General features: G+C 41.3%; 20 protein-coding genes and 4 tRNA genes. 8 read left to right on the top strand and 16 right to left on the bottom strand.

Going from position 1 to position 18,875, the window contains the following annotated elements; genetic code table 11:
- Positions 1-19 precede the first annotated feature (19 nt).
- A complete protein-coding gene (locus Q8N22_02260; protein MDP3052760.1) occupies positions 20-628 on the top strand; it encodes a helix-turn-helix domain-containing protein in 609 nt (202 codons plus the stop codon).
- Between the two features lie 51 nt (positions 629-679).
- The gene (gene recA, locus Q8N22_02255) at positions 680-1,681 is read left to right on the top strand and encodes a recombinase RecA (GenBank protein MDP3052759.1); all 1,002 of its coding nucleotides are present in this window, start codon (positions 680-682) and stop codon (positions 1,679-1,681) included.
- A gap of 195 nt (positions 1,682-1,876) precedes the next feature.
- On the opposite strand, the gene Q8N22_02250 is transcribed toward recA, so the two are convergent.
- The 9 genes from Q8N22_02250 to Q8N22_02210 all read right to left on the bottom strand — a co-directional run bounded on the left by Q8N22_02250 (position 1,877) and on the right by Q8N22_02210 (position 9,270).
- Positions 1,877-2,170 (bottom strand): type II toxin-antitoxin system RelE/ParE family toxin, encoded by a 294-nt coding sequence (locus Q8N22_02250; protein ID MDP3052758.1) that lies wholly within the window; start codon positions 2,168-2,170, stop codon positions 1,877-1,879.
- A 1-nt stretch (position 2,171) separates the two neighbouring features.
- Positions 2,172-2,402 (bottom strand): hypothetical protein, encoded by a 231-nt coding sequence (locus Q8N22_02245; protein MDP3052757.1) that lies wholly within the window; start codon positions 2,400-2,402, stop codon positions 2,172-2,174.
- Positions 2,403-2,781: 379 nt separating this feature from the next.
- Positions 2,782-2,979: a type II toxin-antitoxin system HicA family toxin gene (locus tag Q8N22_02240; GenBank protein MDP3052756.1), complete on the bottom strand. Its 198-nt coding sequence runs from the start codon at positions 2,977-2,979 to the stop codon at positions 2,782-2,784.
- Between the two features lie 10 nt (positions 2,980-2,989).
- Positions 2,990-3,211 (bottom strand): type II toxin-antitoxin system HicB family antitoxin, encoded by a 222-nt coding sequence (locus tag Q8N22_02235; protein ID MDP3052755.1) that lies wholly within the window; start codon positions 3,209-3,211, stop codon positions 2,990-2,992.
- A 461-nt stretch (positions 3,212-3,672) separates the two neighbouring features.
- Entirely contained in the window at positions 3,673-6,939 is a 3,267-nt protein-coding gene (locus Q8N22_02230) for a LamG-like jellyroll fold domain-containing protein (GenBank protein MDP3052754.1), read from the bottom strand.
- Positions 6,940-7,337: 398 nt separating this feature from the next.
- On the bottom strand, positions 7,338-8,306 hold the full coding sequence (locus tag Q8N22_02225) for a YvcK family protein (protein MDP3052753.1): 969 nt from the start codon (positions 8,304-8,306) through the stop codon (positions 7,338-7,340).
- 4 nt (positions 8,307-8,310) lie between these two features.
- Positions 8,311-8,643: a hypothetical protein gene (locus Q8N22_02220; GenBank protein MDP3052752.1), complete on the bottom strand. Its 333-nt coding sequence runs from the start codon at positions 8,641-8,643 to the stop codon at positions 8,311-8,313.
- A 5-nt stretch (positions 8,644-8,648) separates the two neighbouring features.
- Positions 8,649-8,722 (bottom strand) — tRNA-His (locus tag Q8N22_02215).
- Positions 8,723-8,817: 95 nt separating this feature from the next.
- Positions 8,818-9,270 carry a YraN family protein gene (locus Q8N22_02210; GenBank protein MDP3052751.1) on the bottom strand — a complete coding sequence of 151 codons (453 nt, stop codon included), beginning with the start codon at positions 9,268-9,270 and terminating at the stop codon, positions 8,818-8,820.
- Positions 9,271-9,316: 46 nt separating this feature from the next.
- Between Q8N22_02210 and Q8N22_02205 the strand changes: the two genes are divergently transcribed.
- Positions 9,317-9,799, top strand: coding sequence for an LAGLIDADG family homing endonuclease (locus Q8N22_02205; GenBank protein ID MDP3052750.1), 483 nt, complete (start codon positions 9,317-9,319; stop codon positions 9,797-9,799).
- A gap of 424 nt (positions 9,800-10,223) precedes the next feature.
- Here the strand turns inward: Q8N22_02205 and Q8N22_02200 are convergent.
- Positions 10,224-10,296 (bottom strand) — tRNA-Val (locus Q8N22_02200).
- A 194-nt stretch (positions 10,297-10,490) separates the two neighbouring features.
- Entirely contained in the window at positions 10,491-10,727 is a 237-nt protein-coding gene (locus tag Q8N22_02195; GenBank protein ID MDP3052749.1) for a hypothetical protein, read from the bottom strand.
- Positions 10,728-11,246: 519 nt separating this feature from the next.
- Here Q8N22_02195 and Q8N22_02190 point away from each other — a divergent pair.
- Positions 11,247-11,317 (top strand) — tRNA-Gly (locus Q8N22_02190).
- Here the strand turns inward: Q8N22_02190 and Q8N22_02185 are convergent.
- The 5 genes from Q8N22_02185 to Q8N22_02165 form a co-directional block, all read right to left on the bottom strand.
- Positions 11,317-12,162, bottom strand: a complete 846-nt coding sequence (locus Q8N22_02185) for an aminotransferase class IV (GenBank protein MDP3052748.1) — start codon at positions 12,160-12,162, stop codon at positions 11,317-11,319. The two genes, Q8N22_02190 and Q8N22_02185, sit on opposite strands and share 1 nt — an antisense overlap.
- A gap of 56 nt (positions 12,163-12,218) precedes the next feature.
- Positions 12,219-12,845: an ATP-dependent Clp protease proteolytic subunit gene (locus Q8N22_02180; protein MDP3052747.1), complete on the bottom strand. Its 627-nt coding sequence runs from the start codon at positions 12,843-12,845 to the stop codon at positions 12,219-12,221.
- A gap of 84 nt (positions 12,846-12,929) precedes the next feature.
- On the bottom strand, positions 12,930-14,177 hold the full coding sequence (gene nusA / locus Q8N22_02175) for a transcription termination factor NusA (GenBank protein MDP3052746.1): 1,248 nt from the start codon (positions 14,175-14,177) through the stop codon (positions 12,930-12,932).
- Positions 14,178-14,268: 91 nt separating this feature from the next.
- Positions 14,269-14,781, bottom strand: a complete 513-nt coding sequence (locus Q8N22_02170) for a hypothetical protein (protein ID MDP3052745.1) — start codon at positions 14,779-14,781, stop codon at positions 14,269-14,271.
- Positions 14,782-14,792: 11 nt separating this feature from the next.
- Positions 14,793-14,864, bottom strand: a tRNA-Glu gene (locus Q8N22_02165).
- A gap of 105 nt (positions 14,865-14,969) precedes the next feature.
- Between Q8N22_02165 and rpsO the strand changes: the two genes are divergently transcribed.
- Genes rpsO through Q8N22_02145 form a run of 4 tightly spaced genes read left to right on the top strand, consistent with a single transcriptional unit; the run spans position 14,970 to position 18,874 of the window.
- Positions 14,970-15,233 (top strand): 30S ribosomal protein S15, encoded by a 264-nt coding sequence (gene rpsO, locus Q8N22_02160; GenBank protein ID MDP3052744.1) that lies wholly within the window; start codon positions 14,970-14,972, stop codon positions 15,231-15,233.
- A gap of 2 nt (positions 15,234-15,235) precedes the next feature.
- Positions 15,236-15,748, top strand: a complete 513-nt coding sequence (locus Q8N22_02155; protein MDP3052743.1) for an NYN domain-containing protein — start codon at positions 15,236-15,238, stop codon at positions 15,746-15,748.
- Positions 15,748-17,790 (top strand): polyribonucleotide nucleotidyltransferase, encoded by a 2,043-nt coding sequence (locus Q8N22_02150; protein ID MDP3052742.1) that lies wholly within the window; start codon positions 15,748-15,750, stop codon positions 17,788-17,790. The genes Q8N22_02155 and Q8N22_02150 overlap by 1 nt, the downstream gene beginning before the upstream one ends.
- A gap of 31 nt (positions 17,791-17,821) precedes the next feature.
- Positions 17,822-18,874 carry a hypothetical protein gene (locus Q8N22_02145; protein MDP3052741.1) on the top strand — a complete coding sequence of 351 codons (1,053 nt, stop codon included), beginning with the start codon at positions 17,822-17,824 and terminating at the stop codon, positions 18,872-18,874.
- Position 18,875: the final 1 nt, after the last annotated feature.

The raw sequence follows: 18,875 nt of genomic DNA, 5'->3' as shown, positions 1-18,875 counted from the left end.
AATTACTGTAATTTTTACTATGTTAACCGAAATTCTTCAGGATAAAAATATTAATTTAGCCAAACTTTCGGAATCAACCGGCATCTCGGAAAGATTTTTAAAAGCGCTTATTGAAGAAAAATACGAAAAATTGCCGGCGGCGCCTTACATCCGAAGTTATCTTTTTAAAATCGCGGATGCCTTGAACGTTGACGGGCAAAAACTTTGGCAGGAATACCAAAAAAATACCCAACTTAGAAAATCCGGAACAAACGATCATCTGCCAATTAATCGCTTCAGCCCCAAGCCCTTAAACAAAAAAATTATTTTCGCGCTGATTTTCGTAATTTTAGCCGGCTATCTGGCTTTTCAATACAACTTTTTTTTGGGAAAACCGACCTTATCGCTTCTCGGCCAATTAGCCAGTTCAACCAGTCCGATTACCGACCCTAATCTCAAAATAGAAGGCCGCGTGAAATCCGGAGACCAATTAATGATAAATAAAGAAAACACTTATATTGATGAAAACGGATATTTTCAAAAAGATTTTCCTCTTCAGCCGGGGCAAAACAATATTCAATTTCAAATAAAAAGATTTCTCGGTCGGGAAATAACAATTACTAAACAAGTTTTATACTTACCAAAGTAATTACAGCAATTACAGCAATTACAGTAATTACAGTAATTCGCGAACACTATTATGGACAAAACCAATAAAGACAAAGATTTTTCCGATTTAATTGAAAGTTTAAAAACTAAATTCGGCGAAGGATCTATAATGCGGCTCGGAGATAAAAAAATCGGCAAAACCGAGGTCATCCCTTCCGGCTCTTTTTCTCTGGATTTGGCTTTGGGAGTAGGCGGTCTGCCCTGCGGCCGGATGGTGGAAATTTACGGCCCGGAAATGTCGGGCAAAAGCACTTTAACTCTTCATGCCATTGCCGAGCTTCAAAAAAAAGGCGGCAAAGCCGCTTATATTGACGCCGAACACGCTTTTGATATTGATTACGCAAGAAAACTTGGGGTAAAAACCGACGACCTCTTACTTTCTCAGCCGGACAGCGGCGAAGAGGCCCTGAATATCGTTGAAAGTCTGGTAAGGTCAGGAATAATTGACTTAATCGTAGTGGACTCGGTGGCGGCTCTTACTCCCCGCGCGGAAATTGAAGGCGAAATGGGCGATCAATTTATGGGCTTGCAAGCCCGGATGATGGGCCAGGCCCTGCGAAAATTAACTGCCATTACTTCCAAATCAAAAACCGTCATTATTTTTATCAACCAAATCCGGATGAAAATCGGAATTATGTTCGGCAATCCCGAAACGACTCCCGGCGGCCGCGCTTTGAAATTTTTCTCTTCAATTAGAATTGATATCCGGGCCAAAGCCAAACTGAAAAAAGGCGAAGAAATAATCGGCCAGCTGGTGCATGCTAAGGTAGTCAAAAATAAAGTGGCAGCGCCTTTTAAAATCGCCGAGTTTGAAATTATTTTCGGCGAAGGAATCGTCCCGGAAGCCGATGTTTTGAATACCGCTATTAAATACGGCAGTGTCATCAAATCCGGCAACACTTACAGTTTCAATAAAGAAAAATTAGGTGTCGGTCTTGAAGCCGCCAAATTAAAATTAAAAGAAGACAAAAAACTTTTGGAAGAAATAAAAAAACAGACCCTCACCGCGGCCCAAACACCGGCTAAAGTATAATAAAAATCTCAAAAAGAAACATCTATTAATGTTATCTATTATCAAGGTTTAACCTCAAGAGAAACCCATAATTTCCGTTTCGCGCCCTGCCGTTCGCTTTTGTTTGCCGCACGTTTGCCTAATTTTCGCGGATGTTCCCAATATGCTGTGTACGATATTGATTTCTTGCTTGCAAATTCGGGCTTTCTCATTTAATTATTGCTGCTTGGACTTCTTATAAATTAAATCATGGTGATCAAAATCAATAAAGCGCAACTCGCCCTGATGAAATTCGTAGATTAAAACAAAAGAGCCGACATGCACCCGTCGGCGGTTTCTTAAAGTGTAGCGGAGCGGCTTGCCGATATTCGGCTCGCGAAGAATTTTGATTATCTGTTTTTCGACTCTATCAAATATATCTTTATTTCTCTTTTTGAGTTTCTTGAGAGCGTCTTCAACCTCACGGGAATATATAATTCTTACAATATCTCTATAGACATTCTCGGCCATATCAGAGATTTCTTAACCATCCTTTCATCTCACTAAACGAAGAAAAAGAACGGCCGTGTCCCCGATCAAGCTCACGGCTAATACGCTCCCATCGGCGCAAGACAGACGGCTTAATATTTATCTCATCCAGCTCGAAAAGGGTCTTTCTCAAAAACCCCATTTCCTTTTCAAGAAGCGATTGTCTCTGAATGATGTTTTGATATTCTTTTTTAGGAATAGTGATAGTGACCATATGTCTTATTTTATCATACCCAAAAATCGAAAGTCAATTGAAGACAAAAAACTTTTGGAAGAAATAAAAAAACAGACCTTAGTAATAGCCCAAACACCGGCTAAAGTATAATAAAAATCTCAAAAAATTATTGAGGTTCAACCTTGATAAAATATTTCAACGGCTCAACGGGAATTCCCGTTGAGCCGTTGATTTTGAAATCTCGCATTAATTCGTACTGATATACTTAAGTATATCAGCTTCGTAGATTACGATGGATTTGCTCCGACTTTGTCGAGAGTCTCCGACAGGAGTCGCGAGTCATCGGACCTCGATGAAATCGGGACAATTTTGAATCGCTTCTAGAAACTATTGAGGTTCAACCTTGATATATTACAATCTATTTTTGTTTTTTGAACTCGCTAACTCCTAAATCGCGGCAAATTTTTCTGGCTAAAAAATCATCAATTTCATTATGCCGCGGCACGGTAGAAGAACGTTTGATCAAGGGATTAAAAAAGACGCTGTGTTTCGCGCCTTCTCTGATGAATATGCATCCGTTTTTAACAATATAACTGATTAAGGTTTTCCGCTTCATTATAAATAATCTATAAAGAAACTGAAATTGATTCACGAGTTATTCCGCCGGCGCGAGCTTCTTTTTTCGCGAGAGCGCGGTTGGTTTCAAGAATCAACAAAACCGCCTCTTTGAGGTTTTCTTTGGTTTCTTTGAGGGTTTTCCCTTGTGTATTCACTCCCGGGATTTCTTCAATCCAGCCAAGATACCATTTTCCGCTTTTTTTGTATATTGCCGTAAATTGTCTAGACATATAATTATTATTTTAGCGTGTTAAAACTTTTTGTCAATTTGAATTATCAAGGTTCGACCTCGATAATGTACTTCTTAGATAATTATAAAATAAAAAGATATTCTTCCTCACTGATATACTTAAGTATATCAGTGAGGAACTTATTACCCGGTGGCGGGGGTGAAAACACCAAGAGATTAAAAGAAAGCCGCGGAGAGATTGAAAGAAGGGGAAATAACCGTAGAAGACAAGAAATTCTATGAGGGATTTTTTGATGAGATCGGGGAGGAGATAAGGAAATTGAAGGGAACGGGAGAGGGGGATAAAAAGCAAGATTAAATTATAGGCGGCAGGCTGTCTCCGTTGAAAGGCTTCGAGGGGTAGGTTTGCGGATGGAGACTGCGATGAGTTTTAGGACTACCTATAAATTCTAAATTATTGAGGCTCAACCTTGATAGAAGAATTGTTTTTTCCCGTGACTCCTAATTCACACTTAACCCCGTATCAGCACTCGCGCCACAATTTCCTGAATTTATTGTTAATGCTCCGATTGGAAGCGTTCCCGCGGTTGTGCATCTGTAAATAATATTAGTGCCGCTATTTACACTTACAGTTCCAACGACTTTTAATTTATAACTTCCCGGATCCGCCGTCCCGATGCCGACGTTGCCGGTTATTGCTACATCCCCATTTTCTGCCGTATCAACTCCACGCACCTTTTGGTAAAGCTCTTGGATACCTTTAGTATTGATTGCAGTCAGGTTGCCATAAGAAAGACCCTTTAACCCTTGCCCACCTATAGAAACAAGTTCCGGAATTATCCCTTCAACCTCTTGAGCCACGAACCCAATTTGAGGCAATCCGTCAGCGTTCATTTCGTAAGAACGCGGTTGAAGTTTTAATAGATCGGCCAAACCATACTCAATTGGCCGAATGTTGGATTTTAAGGAGATGTCAGAAGCGTTTGTCCAAACGCCCGCTGAGGAAAGATAACCCTCATTAGTGCCATTATAGAAATACATATCACCGGAGTAATTCATATACATCTTTCTGTGGATAGTACCATCATATCTCAGTTCCATTCCTGCCGTTGTAGCGCCGGAAACATTCTGATAAACAGTAAAACGTGACCCCGGTCCCGTCGTCCCGATGCCGACGTTGCCGCCTTGTTGTATAACCATTCTCTCGTTTCCAATTGCTCCCGATATATTTGCTGTACCTACATTAAATCTGAGGTCACCGTAGGAAAATATATTGCTGAGATTACTAGCCGCATCATACATCATGCCGCCATCGCCAGAGGAAACGGAACTTAAATACATTTTTGAAGAATACGAATTAGACAAACCCTCAAATCTGGTCGTCAGATTCCCACTTGGATGCTTGACGTGTAAAAGGCTCCCCGGCCCCGTCGTCCCGATGCCGACGTTGCCAGTTGTTGAAGCAATCGCCAACCGAGTAGTGCCGTTTCCACTTACAATTTCAAAATTATCTGCTCGTCCAGCAACTCCACTGCCGACTTGTCCCAAAACCCATTTTTCAGTTCCGCCTTCTGTAAATCTAACCCAATGTCCATTTCCAGTTCTCGCATCTTCAAGCGTAAGAGCATAAGTTTGGTCAGCATTACTTATTTGCAATTTCGCCCCCGGCACCGTCGTCCCGATGCCGACGTTGCCGGAGGAATCAATCCTCATTCTTTCCGAACTGGCTGTCGTGAATATGATATCGGCAAGCGACCCGACAGAAGGCGAATACAAATTGTCTATATAGAAAGTATTGGCAGCGTCCGCATTAATGATAGTAACTATAATCTGGTCTATCGCATCTTTATTGGCATTGGTTACCGTCGATATATCCCAAGTAATAGTTTGATATGTGTCTGCTGAAGCAATATTAGGCGTTGTTTCAGTGGTCGTTCCGCCGCTATCATGGATGCCTATCTTGATATTGCTTCCAGGTCTTGAGGCACGAATATCAAACTTGATCTGAGTTTGGTTAGATAAATCTATCGTAGGCGATACGGTGCGGGTGAGGGTTTTGTTGAGTGAAGTCGTTATCGCTGCCACCGCCTTCAACGCATAACTTCCTTGAGTTTTGATTGTGGCTTCGGAGTAGGATTGGAGATTTCCTTGAGGATTTTGTAATTCAGTTCCAGCATTATTATTATAGAGTCCTAAGACTTCTGTTGCAGTTAAAACAAAATTATAGATACGAACATCATCTATTGAACCATTAAATCTATATGCAGCACTGCCATCCCAATTTCCTCCAATATACGCCGTAGAAAGAACAGTAGCAAATGTATAACTTGTAGTAGAATCTTGTAATGTGCCATCCACATATAATTTTAATAGATTCGTTCCATCATAAGTTACAGTAATAAGGTGCCATTCATTTAAAGGTAAAGTATAATTAGTAGACCAATCATTTGAATAGCCAGCAACTCGTAATGGAGTAGTGGAAGATGTTCCGCCTGCGTCTATAGCCCACCCCTTATTAGTATCTCCTGTTCCATATCCAAAACTGAATGTTCCACCAATAGCATTTCTTGATGTAAGATATACCCAATGACTAACAGACCTCGCTGTATTGACAGCAGGAAAACCCGTAGAACCAATCGCTACTGCTCTTACTGGTGAAACACTGCACAAAAGTGCACCATTTATTTTTCCTGTTGTATCTAATGTATCTGTATTAGCATCAGCAGTTCCTGCGTTAGCACTCATTGAATCTACCACAACTGTAGTAGCAGCATTATCATTCATCTTCCAATGAGATATTGGATTAGCTATAGTAGCATTACTCACATACGCCACCTGTGCATTGGCGTCGGAGGAGTATTCCATATAATCAAGAGTTTTGGCTGCTATAGCGCCTGACAGCCACATCTTGGTAGTTTTCCCGGTGTCTTGGATTCCGGTTGTCACAATAGAGCCGTTTACATCCAAGGTATCACCCGGGCTGGCGGTGCCGATCCCCACGTTCCCGGCATTGGTGTTGTAGATATTGGTGGAGGAAGCGGCCCAGCCCACGCCTCCAAGAACAGACCAAACGCTGTTGGCATAACCCCGGAAAGCGCTGGAGGAAGTATTGTAATAGATAGACCCGTTCTGGGCTCCGGCCACGGGGTCGGTGATCAACTGGCCCACGTTGAGGAGATTGGAAATGTTGATGTCTTTCCATTTGTAAGTGGCATCACCCAGGGAAAAAGAATTGTTGGTATTGGGAATCAAACTATCGTCAAAGGTGGCGGCGGACACTCTGCCGATGGCGATCTTAAGGGCTCTCGTTATCTGCTGGTAGGGATTCTGACTGTTGTAGGTTAAGGCAATATTGACTTGGACAATGGCGTGGGCATTAGGGTTTTCGTATTTGATGGCCTCAAACTGGGCAACCTTGACCTGGCTGTTGGTGATAGGAATGACTTCTCCTGTGCCCTGTTGGAGATAGATGCCGTTGGCGTCGGAGGAGATAACGGTGGGGTCTAAAGAGGAAGAAGCCATTCTTAAGACCAAACTGGAAGAAGCGACTCCGGCCGGATTTTGGATATTGGCGCTGTCCCGGACGAGCCGCTGGATAGTTGACTGGACGAACGACAACTGCTGGGTGAGCTCGGAATCAGCCGAAGTCTGGGTCTGAACTCTGGTGAAAGTAATGAGGACGCCGGAGAAGACGCCGACGGAGATGGCAAAGATAACGGTGTAGATTAATAGTTCGATGAGAGTATATCCTGTATTAGATTTATTCATATTACTTTTTCTACAATAAAACAATTTTAAATTTAAAATTTTTAATCAATGACTAAATTTTTAATTTTTAAACATTGAAAATTAAATCATTGAAAATTCATTAGAAATTGAAAATTAGAAATTGAAAATTTCTATTATCAGTTAGCTGCCTGAGAAGGGGAAACAAAAACCCCGCTCTGATGGGGCGGGTTGGCCAAACTGCTGTTCAAATCAAAAACCACCTTGACCAAAAAGGCCACGGTGAGAATCAGGAGGAGGTTGATTATCGCTAAGCGGCGGACCTGTTTACTGGCTCCGCTTTGGCTCTCTCTCTCTCTCTCTCTCTCTCTCTCTCTCTCTCTCTCTCTCTCGGGACCTGTGACAAAGATTGGAAGAAGTGAAATAGTTTCATAACAATATTATAACATAGCGAAAAGTTTTTTCACGACCGCAGCGGTTTTTTCGGGGTCGTGCCTGGCAAAACCCCGCGGCCGCAAGAGATCAGCTTTTATTAAAACCGGCTTTCGGTTTATTTTTTTGAAATCATTTTCCACCCAATAAGCTTTCTCCAAAGCGTAAGGCCGCAATCTGGCCGGAGCGGGTTTTTTATTATTGACCACTATATAATCCAAGACCCCTTCCCCTAAATAATTTTCCAAAACTTTCAAAAAATCCGAAGTCCGAAAGCCGTCGGTCTCCCCGTATTTGGTCATCAAATTAACAAAATAAATAATTTTAGCCTTGCTATTTTTTAAAGAATTTTTTAATCCTTTCACCAAAAGATTAGGGATTAAACTGGTATAAAGATCGCCGGGACCGATAATAATCAAGTCAGCGTTTTTGATTTCTTTTTCGGCTTCAGGATTTATTTTAACCGCCGGTTTCAACCAAACCTTTTTTATTTTCAAATGGCCGTCATGCTGGGGAATATCAATATTAGTTTCCCGGCTGACGATTTTTCCATTTTCCAGCTCGGCGTAAAGCCGGGTTTGCTGGAGAGTCACCGGAATCACCTTTCCTTTCAAGCCGAAAATCTTACTGGCTTCTCTGACGGCCTCGTCAAAGCTTCCTGTAATCCGCTCCAAGGCCGTGATCATCAAGTTGCCTAAGCTATGGCCGGCCAGCCCCTTGCCTTCTTTAAACCGATAATTAAAAAGCTCGGAAAAAATTTTATTGTCTGAATGCGACAAAGCGATAATCGCCCGGCGGGCATCGCCCGGGGGCAAAATCCCGAATTCCTCGCGCAAAATTCCGGTAGAGCCTCCGTCATCAGCCATAGTGACAACAGCTGAGATATCATCAAAATAATTTTTTAGACCATTGAGAATAGCAAAAATTCCCGTTCCGCCGCCGATAACCACAATCTTTTTATTCTCTTTTTTCTTCACTTGTTTAGTTCGTTAAAAAATCATCAACAATACTTGTGTCGCTACTGGTTCCCATTTCTTTCAGCGAATCACTTTCCTGATCCAAATCAGAAAAGCCGGACATATCTTCAAAATTTGATTTCTCGGAAGCTGAAGAAGTTGATACTTGATTGATAGAATTAGAATCCGGAGTAGTTGAACTTGCGGGAAGCGCATCAAGCGAAGCTGAAGAATTTTCTTCGGGTTCAGGCGCGGGTTGCGGTTGGGAAACATTCTGAATGGGAGAATAAAAAGCCACCAAGCCCAAAATGATAATCACAACAATAAAACCGAGAATTATTTTTTTATATATTTTCATTTTTTTGGGGTGACCAAGGAGAATTGAACTCCCTCGAAGGGCTCCACAAACCCTTGTGCTGCCATTACACCATGGTCACCATTAATTTTATTATATTTCAATAATTTTTAAAATCAAATAGAAGGAGAATATAAAAAGGCAGATTAAAATTTTAGTCTGCCTTTCTTGCGCGTTTCAGATATTTTCATAATGATTTATTATACAATCTTTTGTGTTGATTGTCAAAGCAAGCAAATCAATCCTCCAGCCGGCCTTTTCGTCTATTTTTTCCGGAAAGGCGCCGGCGTATAAAGAAGCGGCTCTTTTTGTTTTTTTTATTTTAGCCTGGGTCATTTGCATTTCCGGCTCAATGCCTGAATCCGGTCTCCCTACAACAGACCTCCCGTAGGAAGACAATTTTGCCCCTCTTCCAAAATCATTGCCGGATTGGTCGCCGAATTCATTGCCGAATTTCCTCATTGTCTTAACTTCCACGAAAACCAAGGTTTTGTCCGGGCTTTTGGCAATAATATCCAATTCTCCCCAGGGTTTGCGGAAATTGCGTTCAATAATCTTATAACCCTTATCCACAAGATACCCACAGGCCAAATCTTCGCCTGATTTTCCTAATTCTGCTTTTTGAGTCATTGTGTTATTATTTATTATAGTGTAGCACCGTGCTACAATAAATCAAATGAGCGAAGTGTTCGTCAACAAACAAACCATCCTGAACAAAAAAACTTTAACCAATGATTATATCAGGGGCTTAGTTACTGGCGAAGGCTGTTTTAGTTTCCATACTGGATGGCGCCAAAAGAACGGTAGAAAGTGTAAAATGCCTACTTTTTATATAGGAATGCATGAGCGAGACGAAAATTTGTTAAAAATGGTGAGAGATTCTTTAGATTTAAAAAATCCAATTTATAATCATAAAGCATGGACTGGCGATGGCTATAAAAGAGGAAGAATGGCGGCGTTGGTAGTAAGAGATTTTGAGCAGTTGAAAGATATTATAATCCCCTTTTTCTATAAAAAATTAAAGGGATATAAGGCCATACAATTTATTGATTGGTTAGAGAAAATCGGAAGCGACCCGGATGTTTCTGATAGGTATAAATCATTATACCGGCTTTATAAATGGGGAATTTTTGATAAAAATATTCATTTGTTTCCCTAAAATTAAAAATCTCTTCCAAGATTTTCAAAAAGCGATGTTTGCGCAGAAACATCGCTTTTTTGTATTTTTGAAGCTTTTTCCAAAAAATAATGTTTCTGCGCAAACACTCACTTTTTCATTTTTTGCCCAAAATCCCAAAAGCGTAGATTTCATCGCATTACTGACCTGTCTGCGAAAATTTGTAAAAAACCAATGTTTCACACTTTTATGTGAAACATTTTAAAAACGTAGGTTTTATCTACATTCCTCAGTAAGTGGATAAAACCTAAGCTTTCTATCAGATTTTAAAGTTGTTTTTAAAATAGGGTTTATTTAAGGAAAAATCGTAATTTCCCAGTAAACTAAATCCAAACAGAAAAAGACGCCAGATCTTAACCTAAATATTTCACCTATTAAAAGGAGTTGATTTTTATTTCGGAATTAGTGGGCGCTTGAGGGTTCGAACCTCAGGCCTTCGCAGTGTAAATGCGACGCTCTACCAGCTGAGCTAAGCGCCCTGTCTATATGTTATAGATGTTATAGGGATAATTTTAATTCACCCCGTTAGAAATCACAAATGGGCTAATCTTGAAAATTAAAATTTCCTGAAATTAAATCTCTGGAATTTCTAACGGGGTTCATTTTATTAAAAAATAAACCCCGTCATTTTATTGACGGGGCGAAATTCCATTTTAAAACACTGAAGCGCCTTTTAAGAACAGCTAATTTTGGTTTTCTCTTTTTTCGGAAAACTGATTAAATCAGAAATGTCCGCAATGACCCTCTTCGCCCTTTCTAAATTATTTAATCTGATTTCCTGAAAAAAAAGATTAATCGTTTTTTTCTCATTGCCTGCAAGTAAATGACGGTTGCAAATTTCTTCTATTTTTTCACCTCCCAGTATTTGATGAATTTCACTCTCATTTAAATTAAGGTTCGGCTTTTTCATCTTTTCTCCTTTCGTTTAAAACGGATAGTTTAAAATTTTTAAAGATCTATATAATTTTTATAGTATAGTAAAAATAAAATTTTTGTCAACCCCGTTAGAAGTCTTGGACAGAAAAAATTTAATAAATTTTTTCTATTCCTGAATAATGAATTAAATTTCCATTTCAGGCAAGACTCAGCTAATTATTACTGAACTCAGAATTTGATAGACTTCTAACGGGGTCAACCCCCGCGCCTTTTCAGAAAAATCCGGAATTGGTATAATCAACTACTATGTGGAAAAGAATTATTATTTATATTATTATTCTGATAGTTTTGCTGGGCCTGTATTTCTTTTTTACGCCGCAGTCGTTGAAAACCGCCGCAGAGAAATCTGTCCCGGCGCCGGAAAACCAAAATGAAACGTCTGGCTTTAAAGGTCCGGACGGAGCTCCTTCGGTAAAGGGACCAACGGAGCAATCGCCACGCTAAGCGTGGCAAACGGCGCGCTAAGCGTGCCGCCAAACAATTAGAAGAAAACGCGGGTATCGTATAACGGTATTACGTCTGGTTGCCAATCAGACAACACGGGTTCGACTCCCGTTACCCGCTCAAAAATTATCTCTAAGTTCTCTATATAAGTTTAGGAGTTTTTTGGTTTGTTCGCCGGGCCGGCCGTTACCGATAATTTGATTATCAATTTTAACTGCCGGCAAAACTTCTTTGTCGGTAGCGGTAAGAAAACATTCATCGGCTTTTAAAACTTCTTTCAAAGAAATATCTTTTTCAATAACTTTGATTTTGTTTTCTTTGGCCAGTTTGATGACTAATTTTCTGGTGACTCCTTCTAAAATTTCGTTTTTCGGCGTGAATAAAACTTTATTTTTCACCATAAAGAAATTGGAAGTGGAGGCCTCCAGAACTTTTCCTTTGGAAATATAAAGAATTTCAGAAGCCTTTTTCTTCAAAATATTTTTCCATTGCGAAACCGCCAAAAGATAATTAATGGTTTTTATTTCCGGAAATTCCCGGCCGTAATCCAGAGTCGCCAATTTTATTCCCTTTTCAAAAACTTCTTCGGGATACGAATGGGCTTCGTTAACAAGAATAAAAAAGGTGGGTTTTTTGGAGGTCTTGGTGTCTTCGGTTTGGCCGCCGGTCAAAACCATCCGGAAACTCAATTCTTCCAAAGATTTATTCCTGGCGAGCAATTCAAAAATAATCCGCTGTAATTCTTTTTTGGAAACCGGAATTTTCAGATTAAAGCGGGAAGCGGAACGGAAAAACCGATTAATATGGTCTTCTGAATGAAAAGGTCTCCGGTTGTAAGTTTTTAAATAATCAAAAACACCGTAAGCCCGTAGCAGGCCGAGGTCGTTGACTGGAATGACGGCCTTGTCTTTTTCAACAATTTTTCCGTTGAGATAATAGAACATAAAACATGGAACATGAAGCATAGAACATGAAAAAGCGCTTTATGCTTTACGCTCCATGCTTCATGATTTATGATTTTTTATTTTGTCTTGATAATTTGATCTATCAAACCGTATTCCCTCGCTTCCTGAGGATTAAGAAAAAAATCGCGGTCGGTGTCTTTTTCGATTTTGCCTATAGGCTGGCCGGTGTGTTTGGCTAAAATTTGGTTAAGACGATTTTTGACCAGAAGGATATGTTTGGCGGCAATCTGAACTTCGGTGGCCTGACCTTCGACTCCGCCCATCACCTGGTGAATTAAAATTTCGGAATTAGGCAAGGCCATTCTTTTGCCTTTTTGGCCGGCAGCCAAAATAATCGCGGCGGCTGAGGCGGCCATCCCGACACAAATTGTGGAAACGTCCGGCTTGACGTGCTGCATGGTGTCATAAATCGCCATAGCGGCGGTGGCTGAACCGCCCGGACTGTTTATATAGAGACTGATGTCTTTTTTGGGGTCTTCATGTTGTAAAAACAAAAGCTGGGCGATAACTATATTAGCCACGGCATCGTTGATGGGCCCGGCCAAAAAAATAATTCTTTCTTTCAGTAAACGGGAATAAATATCATAAGCCCGCTCGCCGCCGGGAACTTTTTCAATGACGGTCGGGATTAAATACTGATTAAAAACCTCTTCCTCTTGTTGATTGATTGTTTTTTTGTTCATATTAATTTCCGTAATTACTGTAATTACAGTAATTGCTGTAATTTCTGATTAATCTATTTTAGTTAATTTTTATTCTTAACGCAATTATTCGGTTTTCTCAAGTTTTTCGGTTTCTTCAACCGGTTCAGAAATTTTTGTTTCTTTTGGGGCTTCTCCGTCCGGAGCTTCTTCCATCGCTTCTTCAATTTCAGCCACGCCTTCCGCCTGGATTTCTTCGGGTCGGGACTGGGAACGAACGTCAAGTCTCCAGCCAGTTAATTTGGCGGCCAGACGCACGTTTTCGCCGCCTTTACCCAAAGCCAAACTCAATTGGTCTTCGGCCACGAAAACCCGGGCTTCGCGCCGCGGCAAAACTTCAACCGAAATCACTTTGGCCGGCGAAAAAGAATTGGCGATGAATTTTTCGGTTTCCGGCGCCCATTCAATAATGTCAATTTTTTCATTGCCCAGTTCATTAGTCACGGCCATCACCCGCATGCCCCGCTGGCCCACCAAGCTTCCCACCGGGTCAACTTTTTCTTCTTTGGAATAAACCGCGACTTTAGTGCGGTGGCCTGCTTCCCGCGCCATTTCTTTTATTTCAACTGTTCCTTCGGCGATTTCCGGAACTTCCAGCTCAAAAAGCTTAGCAACGAATTTGGGATGGCTTCTTGAAAGAATGATGCCCGGCAGTTTGGCGTCTTCCTGAACCGCCAAAACAAGAAATCTCAAGCGCTCATTGATGCGATAATGTTCGCCGGGGATACATTCATTGGGAAACATAATGCCGATAGCGCGGCCCAACTCAACGTAAACATTGCCGCGGTCAAAACGCTGGACAACGCCGCTCATAACCTCACCTTCTTTGCCCTGGAACTCAACGCGGACCGCTTCCCGTTCGGATTCTTTCAATTTTTGAAGAATCACCTGTTTGGCGGTTTGAGCGGCAATACGGCCGAAGTCCTCGTGTTCTTCCAAGGGGAATTCCAATTCCTCGCCAATAACCGCGTCTTTCTTAATTTTTTTAGCTTCATCTAATAGAATATGCCGGCTGGGATTGTATCTGGGCTTTTCTTCTTCCTGGCTCGGGTCAAAAAAACGGGGCGCAACTTCTCCCGGCACGGCTTCTTCTATTCTGACTGTGGTCTCGTCGACAACAATTTTTACCTGCCAGAAATTCAGGGCTCCGGTTTTCAAACTAAATTTTGATTTGATGATTTCCGAGCGCTCCCGATATTGCTTTTTATAAGCCGCGGCGATTGCTTCTTCAATGCCAGACAAGACCTCTTTTGGCTCAATTCCTCTTTCCTCGGCAATCTGATTGACAGCCGAACCTAAAGTTTTTAAATCCATTTTTATTTTTTTATAAAAATAGTCGCCCTTCGAGGCGACCTTTAATAATGCTTTTATGATAGCAACTGCGAAATTGTTGTCAAATCCGGCCTTAAAACCTCAGCCACTTGAAAATACTTTCAATTAAAGAATCCTCATATTCTTCTTCTGTTAATTTTTGGCTGAGAATATCGCGGACCTGAGAAGAAACTTTAATATCAATAAAAATCTTTAAATAAGGATTAAAATGAGTTTTCCTTTTAAGGATTAGCTCCTCAAAATTCTTGTCTTCCATATCGGGCCGGAGACAAAATTTTTCCAAATCGTTAAATTGATAAGTTTTATCAATGACGGTAACGCCTTTATCGTCAATTTTAAATTTAAGCAATTCCGGCTGGCGACGGGCTAAAATTAAAACCGAAATTTCCGCCAGAAAAATGAAAACGGCGAAAAGAAAATTTTTCTGAAGAATGGCAAAGGCCATTAATAAAATGGCAATAATAAAACTCATCCAATACCAGGAAACATCTTTGTGGTAATACTTGAAAGCCGGCGCTTGCCAGGTGATTTCATTGTCGGCCTTAGTTTCTCTTCTGATATTTTTATTGAGTTTTATATCGTCCATAAATTTTATAGTAGCCCCAACCGGAGTCGAACCGGTGTTTTTGGGATGAAAACCCAATATCCTAACCACTAGATGATGGGGCCATTACCACAATTTTCAAACACTTTAAAAAACTAAATTACATAAAAACAATACTGAATTTTAGCGGAAAATTTGACTTTGAGCAACTCTATTATATAATACCTATAATGTTAAAGAAACAAGTGAGAATTAATATTATCAGAAAACTTCAATTGAAAGAAACGGACACGGGTTCGGCGGAAGTTCAGGTCGGACTTTTGACCAAAAAAATTGAAGAGTTAATCGGTCATTTAAAAACCAGCCCCAAGGATCATCATTCCCGCCGGGGACTTTTGAGAATGGTCGGCCAAAGAAAAAGATTCATGGATTATCTGCGAAAAAATAAAAAAGAAACCTGCGGCCAAATTTTTAAAGAATTAAATCTTAAATAATAATGTCTATAGCTTATAAGGACCAACGAGTAGGTGTTTTTATTGATATCCAAAATCTTTATCATTCGGCTAAAAATCTTTACCGGGCGCGGGTTAATTTCAAAGAACTAATTAGAACCTTAGTCGGCAACCGCAAACTTATCCGGGCGGTGGCTTACGTGGTCAAAAGTGAGACCGCTTTGGGCGAAAAATCATTTTTTGAAGCGTTGAGCCAGATGGGCCTGGAATTAAGAACTAAAGACCTCCAGATTTATCCGGGAGGGCAAAAAAAAGCCGATTGGGACGTAGGTTTGGCGGTAGACGCCATCAGAATGGCTGATTCCATGGATGTGGTGATTTTGGTGACGGGAGACGGCGATTTTGTGCCTTTGATTGAATATCTGAAATGGGGTTTGGGAAAGCAAGTTGAGGTCGCCGCTTTCAGCAAAACCACTTCCGGCTCTCTTAAGGAACACGCTGATTCTTTCACCGCGGTGGAAGACATTCCTAAAATTTTACTCAAAAAACAAGTTTAATGACGATAAAAGAATTTAAAAAACAAGTTTTTCAAACTGAATTTGAAAACAAAAACTTAAGTTTGGAAGTATCCGACCTCGGATGCCAAGCCAACGCCGCCGTTTTGGGAAAATACGGCGACACCGCGGTTTTGGTTACCGTAGTGATGGGCAAAAATGACGAACTCAAAAATTATTTGCCGCTCGTGGTTGATTACGAAGAAAAATTTTATGCCGCCGGAAAAATTGGCGGCAGCCGTTTTATCCGCCGCGAAGGCAGGGCCTCGGATAGCGCCATTCTTTCCGGTCGCTTGATTGACCGGACCATCCGGCCGCTTTTTGATCAAAGAATCCGCCGGGCGATTCAGGTAGTAGCCACGGTTTTGTCTTATGACGGAGAAAATGACCCTGATTTTATCGCGCTTTTAACCGCTTCAACGGCTTTGGCGATTTCCAATATTCCCTGGAGCGGACCGGTAGCCGGCATAAAAATCGTTAAAGACCAGCCCAAGGTGGACGCTTTTTTCGCGGGCACCGAAGATAAAATCAATATGATTGAACTCGGCGCCGAAGAAATTTCCGCCGACACCGCTATTGAATTTTTTGAATCCAGCCAGAAAAAAATTAAAGAGTTAATCACTTTTCAAAAAGGAGTAATCAAAACTTTGGGGCAGGAAAAAGCCGAATTAAAATTAGCGGAAGCGCCGGAAGAACTCAAAAAGAAAATTCTTGATTTTCTTAGCGACCGTTTGGAAAAAGCCGTTTATCAAAATTCAAAAAGTCAAAGAAATAATCTTTCGGACGAACTTAAAGCCGAGCTTTTGGATTATTTAAAAGAAGAAATCGGCGCCAAAGACTGGGCTGATAAAATTCTTGAAGAAGAAGTGGACAAAATCGTCCATCAAAAAATTTTAGAAAATGATCAAAGACCGGATGGCCGAAAACTGGACGAAGTGCGGCCGCTTTACGCGGAAACCGGTCTTTTCAAAAGAACTCACGGTTCAGCGCTTTTTGTCCGAGGCGACACTCAATCCCTCGCTATCACAACTCTAGCGGCGCCCGGAGCGGAGCAATTAGTGGAATCAATGGAATTTTCCGGAAAAAAACGTTTTATGCTTCATTATAATTTCCCGGCGTACTCGGTCGGTGAAACCGGCTCTTCCCGCGGTCCCGGCCGCCGAGAAATCGGACACGGACTTTTGGCGGAAAAAGCTCTTCGTTATTTGATTCCGCCGGTTGAAGAATTCCCTTACACAATTAGGTTGGTTTCGGAAATTTTATCTTCCAACGGCTCTTCCTCCATGGCTTCGGTTTGCGCCGGTTCGCTTTCTTTGATGGACGCCGGCGTGCCAATAAAAAAACCTGCGGCTGGCATCGCCATGGGTTTAATAATCGGCGAAAACCAATATAAAATTTTGACCGATATTCAAGGACCGGAAGATCATTACGGCGATATGGATTTGAAAGTGGCCGGCACCCGGAACGGTTTAACCGCCATTCAAATGGACGTCAAAATTGACGGCATCAATCAAGAAATTTTTGGAAAAACTTTAGCGCAAGCCCAAAAAGCTCACGGCGAAATTCTTGGACTAATAGAACAAACTTTATCCCAGGCCCGGCCGGAACTCTCTCCTTTCGCTCCGGCAGTTTTAACTTTTGAAATTGAACCGAAAAAAATCGGAGCGGTGATCGGCCCCGGAGGCCGGGTTATTCAGGGCATCGTTCAGGCAACCGGCGGCGAAACCACTATTGACGTGGAACAAGACGGAAAAATTTTCATCTCCGCTCCCAATAAAGAACAGGCTCAAATGGCGTTAGACCAGATAAAAGCTATTGTCAAAGAATATAAAGTCGGCGAAATTGTTGAAGGCGAAGTGATAAGAGTTTTGGATTTCGGAGCGATTGTGGATTTGGGCGCTGGAAGAGACGGAATGATTCATGTTTCGGAATTGAAAGAAGGATATGTGAATAAAGTTGAAGACGTAGTCAAGCTCGGCGACCGGGTGAAGGCAAAAGTTATCCGCGTTGACCCTGAAGGCAAAATTGGTTTATCATTAAAGTAGTCGAAATTACTAAAAATTACTTTTAAATTTTATGGAAAATCAATTTGAAGAAAAAAAAGAAATTCCAGGCCCTCCTCCTTCTAAAGTAAGTGTGCGAACCATGCAGTCGGATATTAACTCCATCCAAGAAAGCGGCGGCCAAGCTCCACAGCCCTACACGACTGAACTGGGCCAAGGACAAAAGAAAGAAACCTCGGCGCCGGAAGAAATTTCTTTTCAGCCGGCTGAACTGGAGTCAAATATTTCAGGATATACCGGACCCGAAGAACCGATTTTTCAGCCCGGCGCTATTATCAGCCCTCTTCCGCCGAAACAAAAACCGGCTCAAGCAGAAATAGGAAATAAACCCAAGAAAAAAACATCAAAAGTTTTAATAACTTCAATAATTTTGATTTTGGCGGCGATTACCGCGGGAGCAATTTATTATTTTATCAACAAAAAACAAATCGCGGCTCCGGCCCTAACGCCTCCCGTTATTCCTCCGGTAGCAGTAGCTCCGGCCCTAACGCCCGCGCCCCAATATGTTTCTTTGTTAAAAACAACAAGCACTCTCCAGGAAGAAAAAATTGTTTCCATCCTAACCTTGGATAATATTAAAAATGCCTTAACCGACGCGGCCAGTACCACCCAGGCAAATAATCTCAAGGAAGTAATTTTACGGAACCCGGACCAATCATTGGTCGCTTTCTATAAATTCATTCCCGTTCTTTTGCCAGAAATAAAAAGCGAAGATATCGCCGCGATTTTCCAGGAAAATTTCACCGCCATGGTTTTTGTTGACCAAAACGGAGTCTGGCCCGGCTATGTCGCCCAATTAACTTCAAGTTCCACTTTATTCCAGTCCCAGACCTCAATGAAACAAAACCTAGAAGCATCAGCCAGCTTACAAAATATCTTTCTTGAAAACACCAGCCCAATTGTCGCGGTTTTTAAAGACGGCAAAGCCGGCAACCCGACAATTAATACCCGCTATTTGGTTTTTCCCAAAACCGGAGCGGCTATAAATTACGGCTGGGTTAACGATAAACTTGTTATCAGCACCTCTTACGCCGGTCTTGTAGAAATTCTAAAAAAACTTCAATAAA

It is taken from the genome of bacterium (assembly GCA_030693325.1).
In the GTDB taxonomy this organism is placed as follows: Bacteria; Patescibacteriota; Minisyncoccia; order UBA6257; family MFKM01; genus MFKM01.
This window is presented reverse-complemented; position numbering and strand designations above follow the sequence as displayed.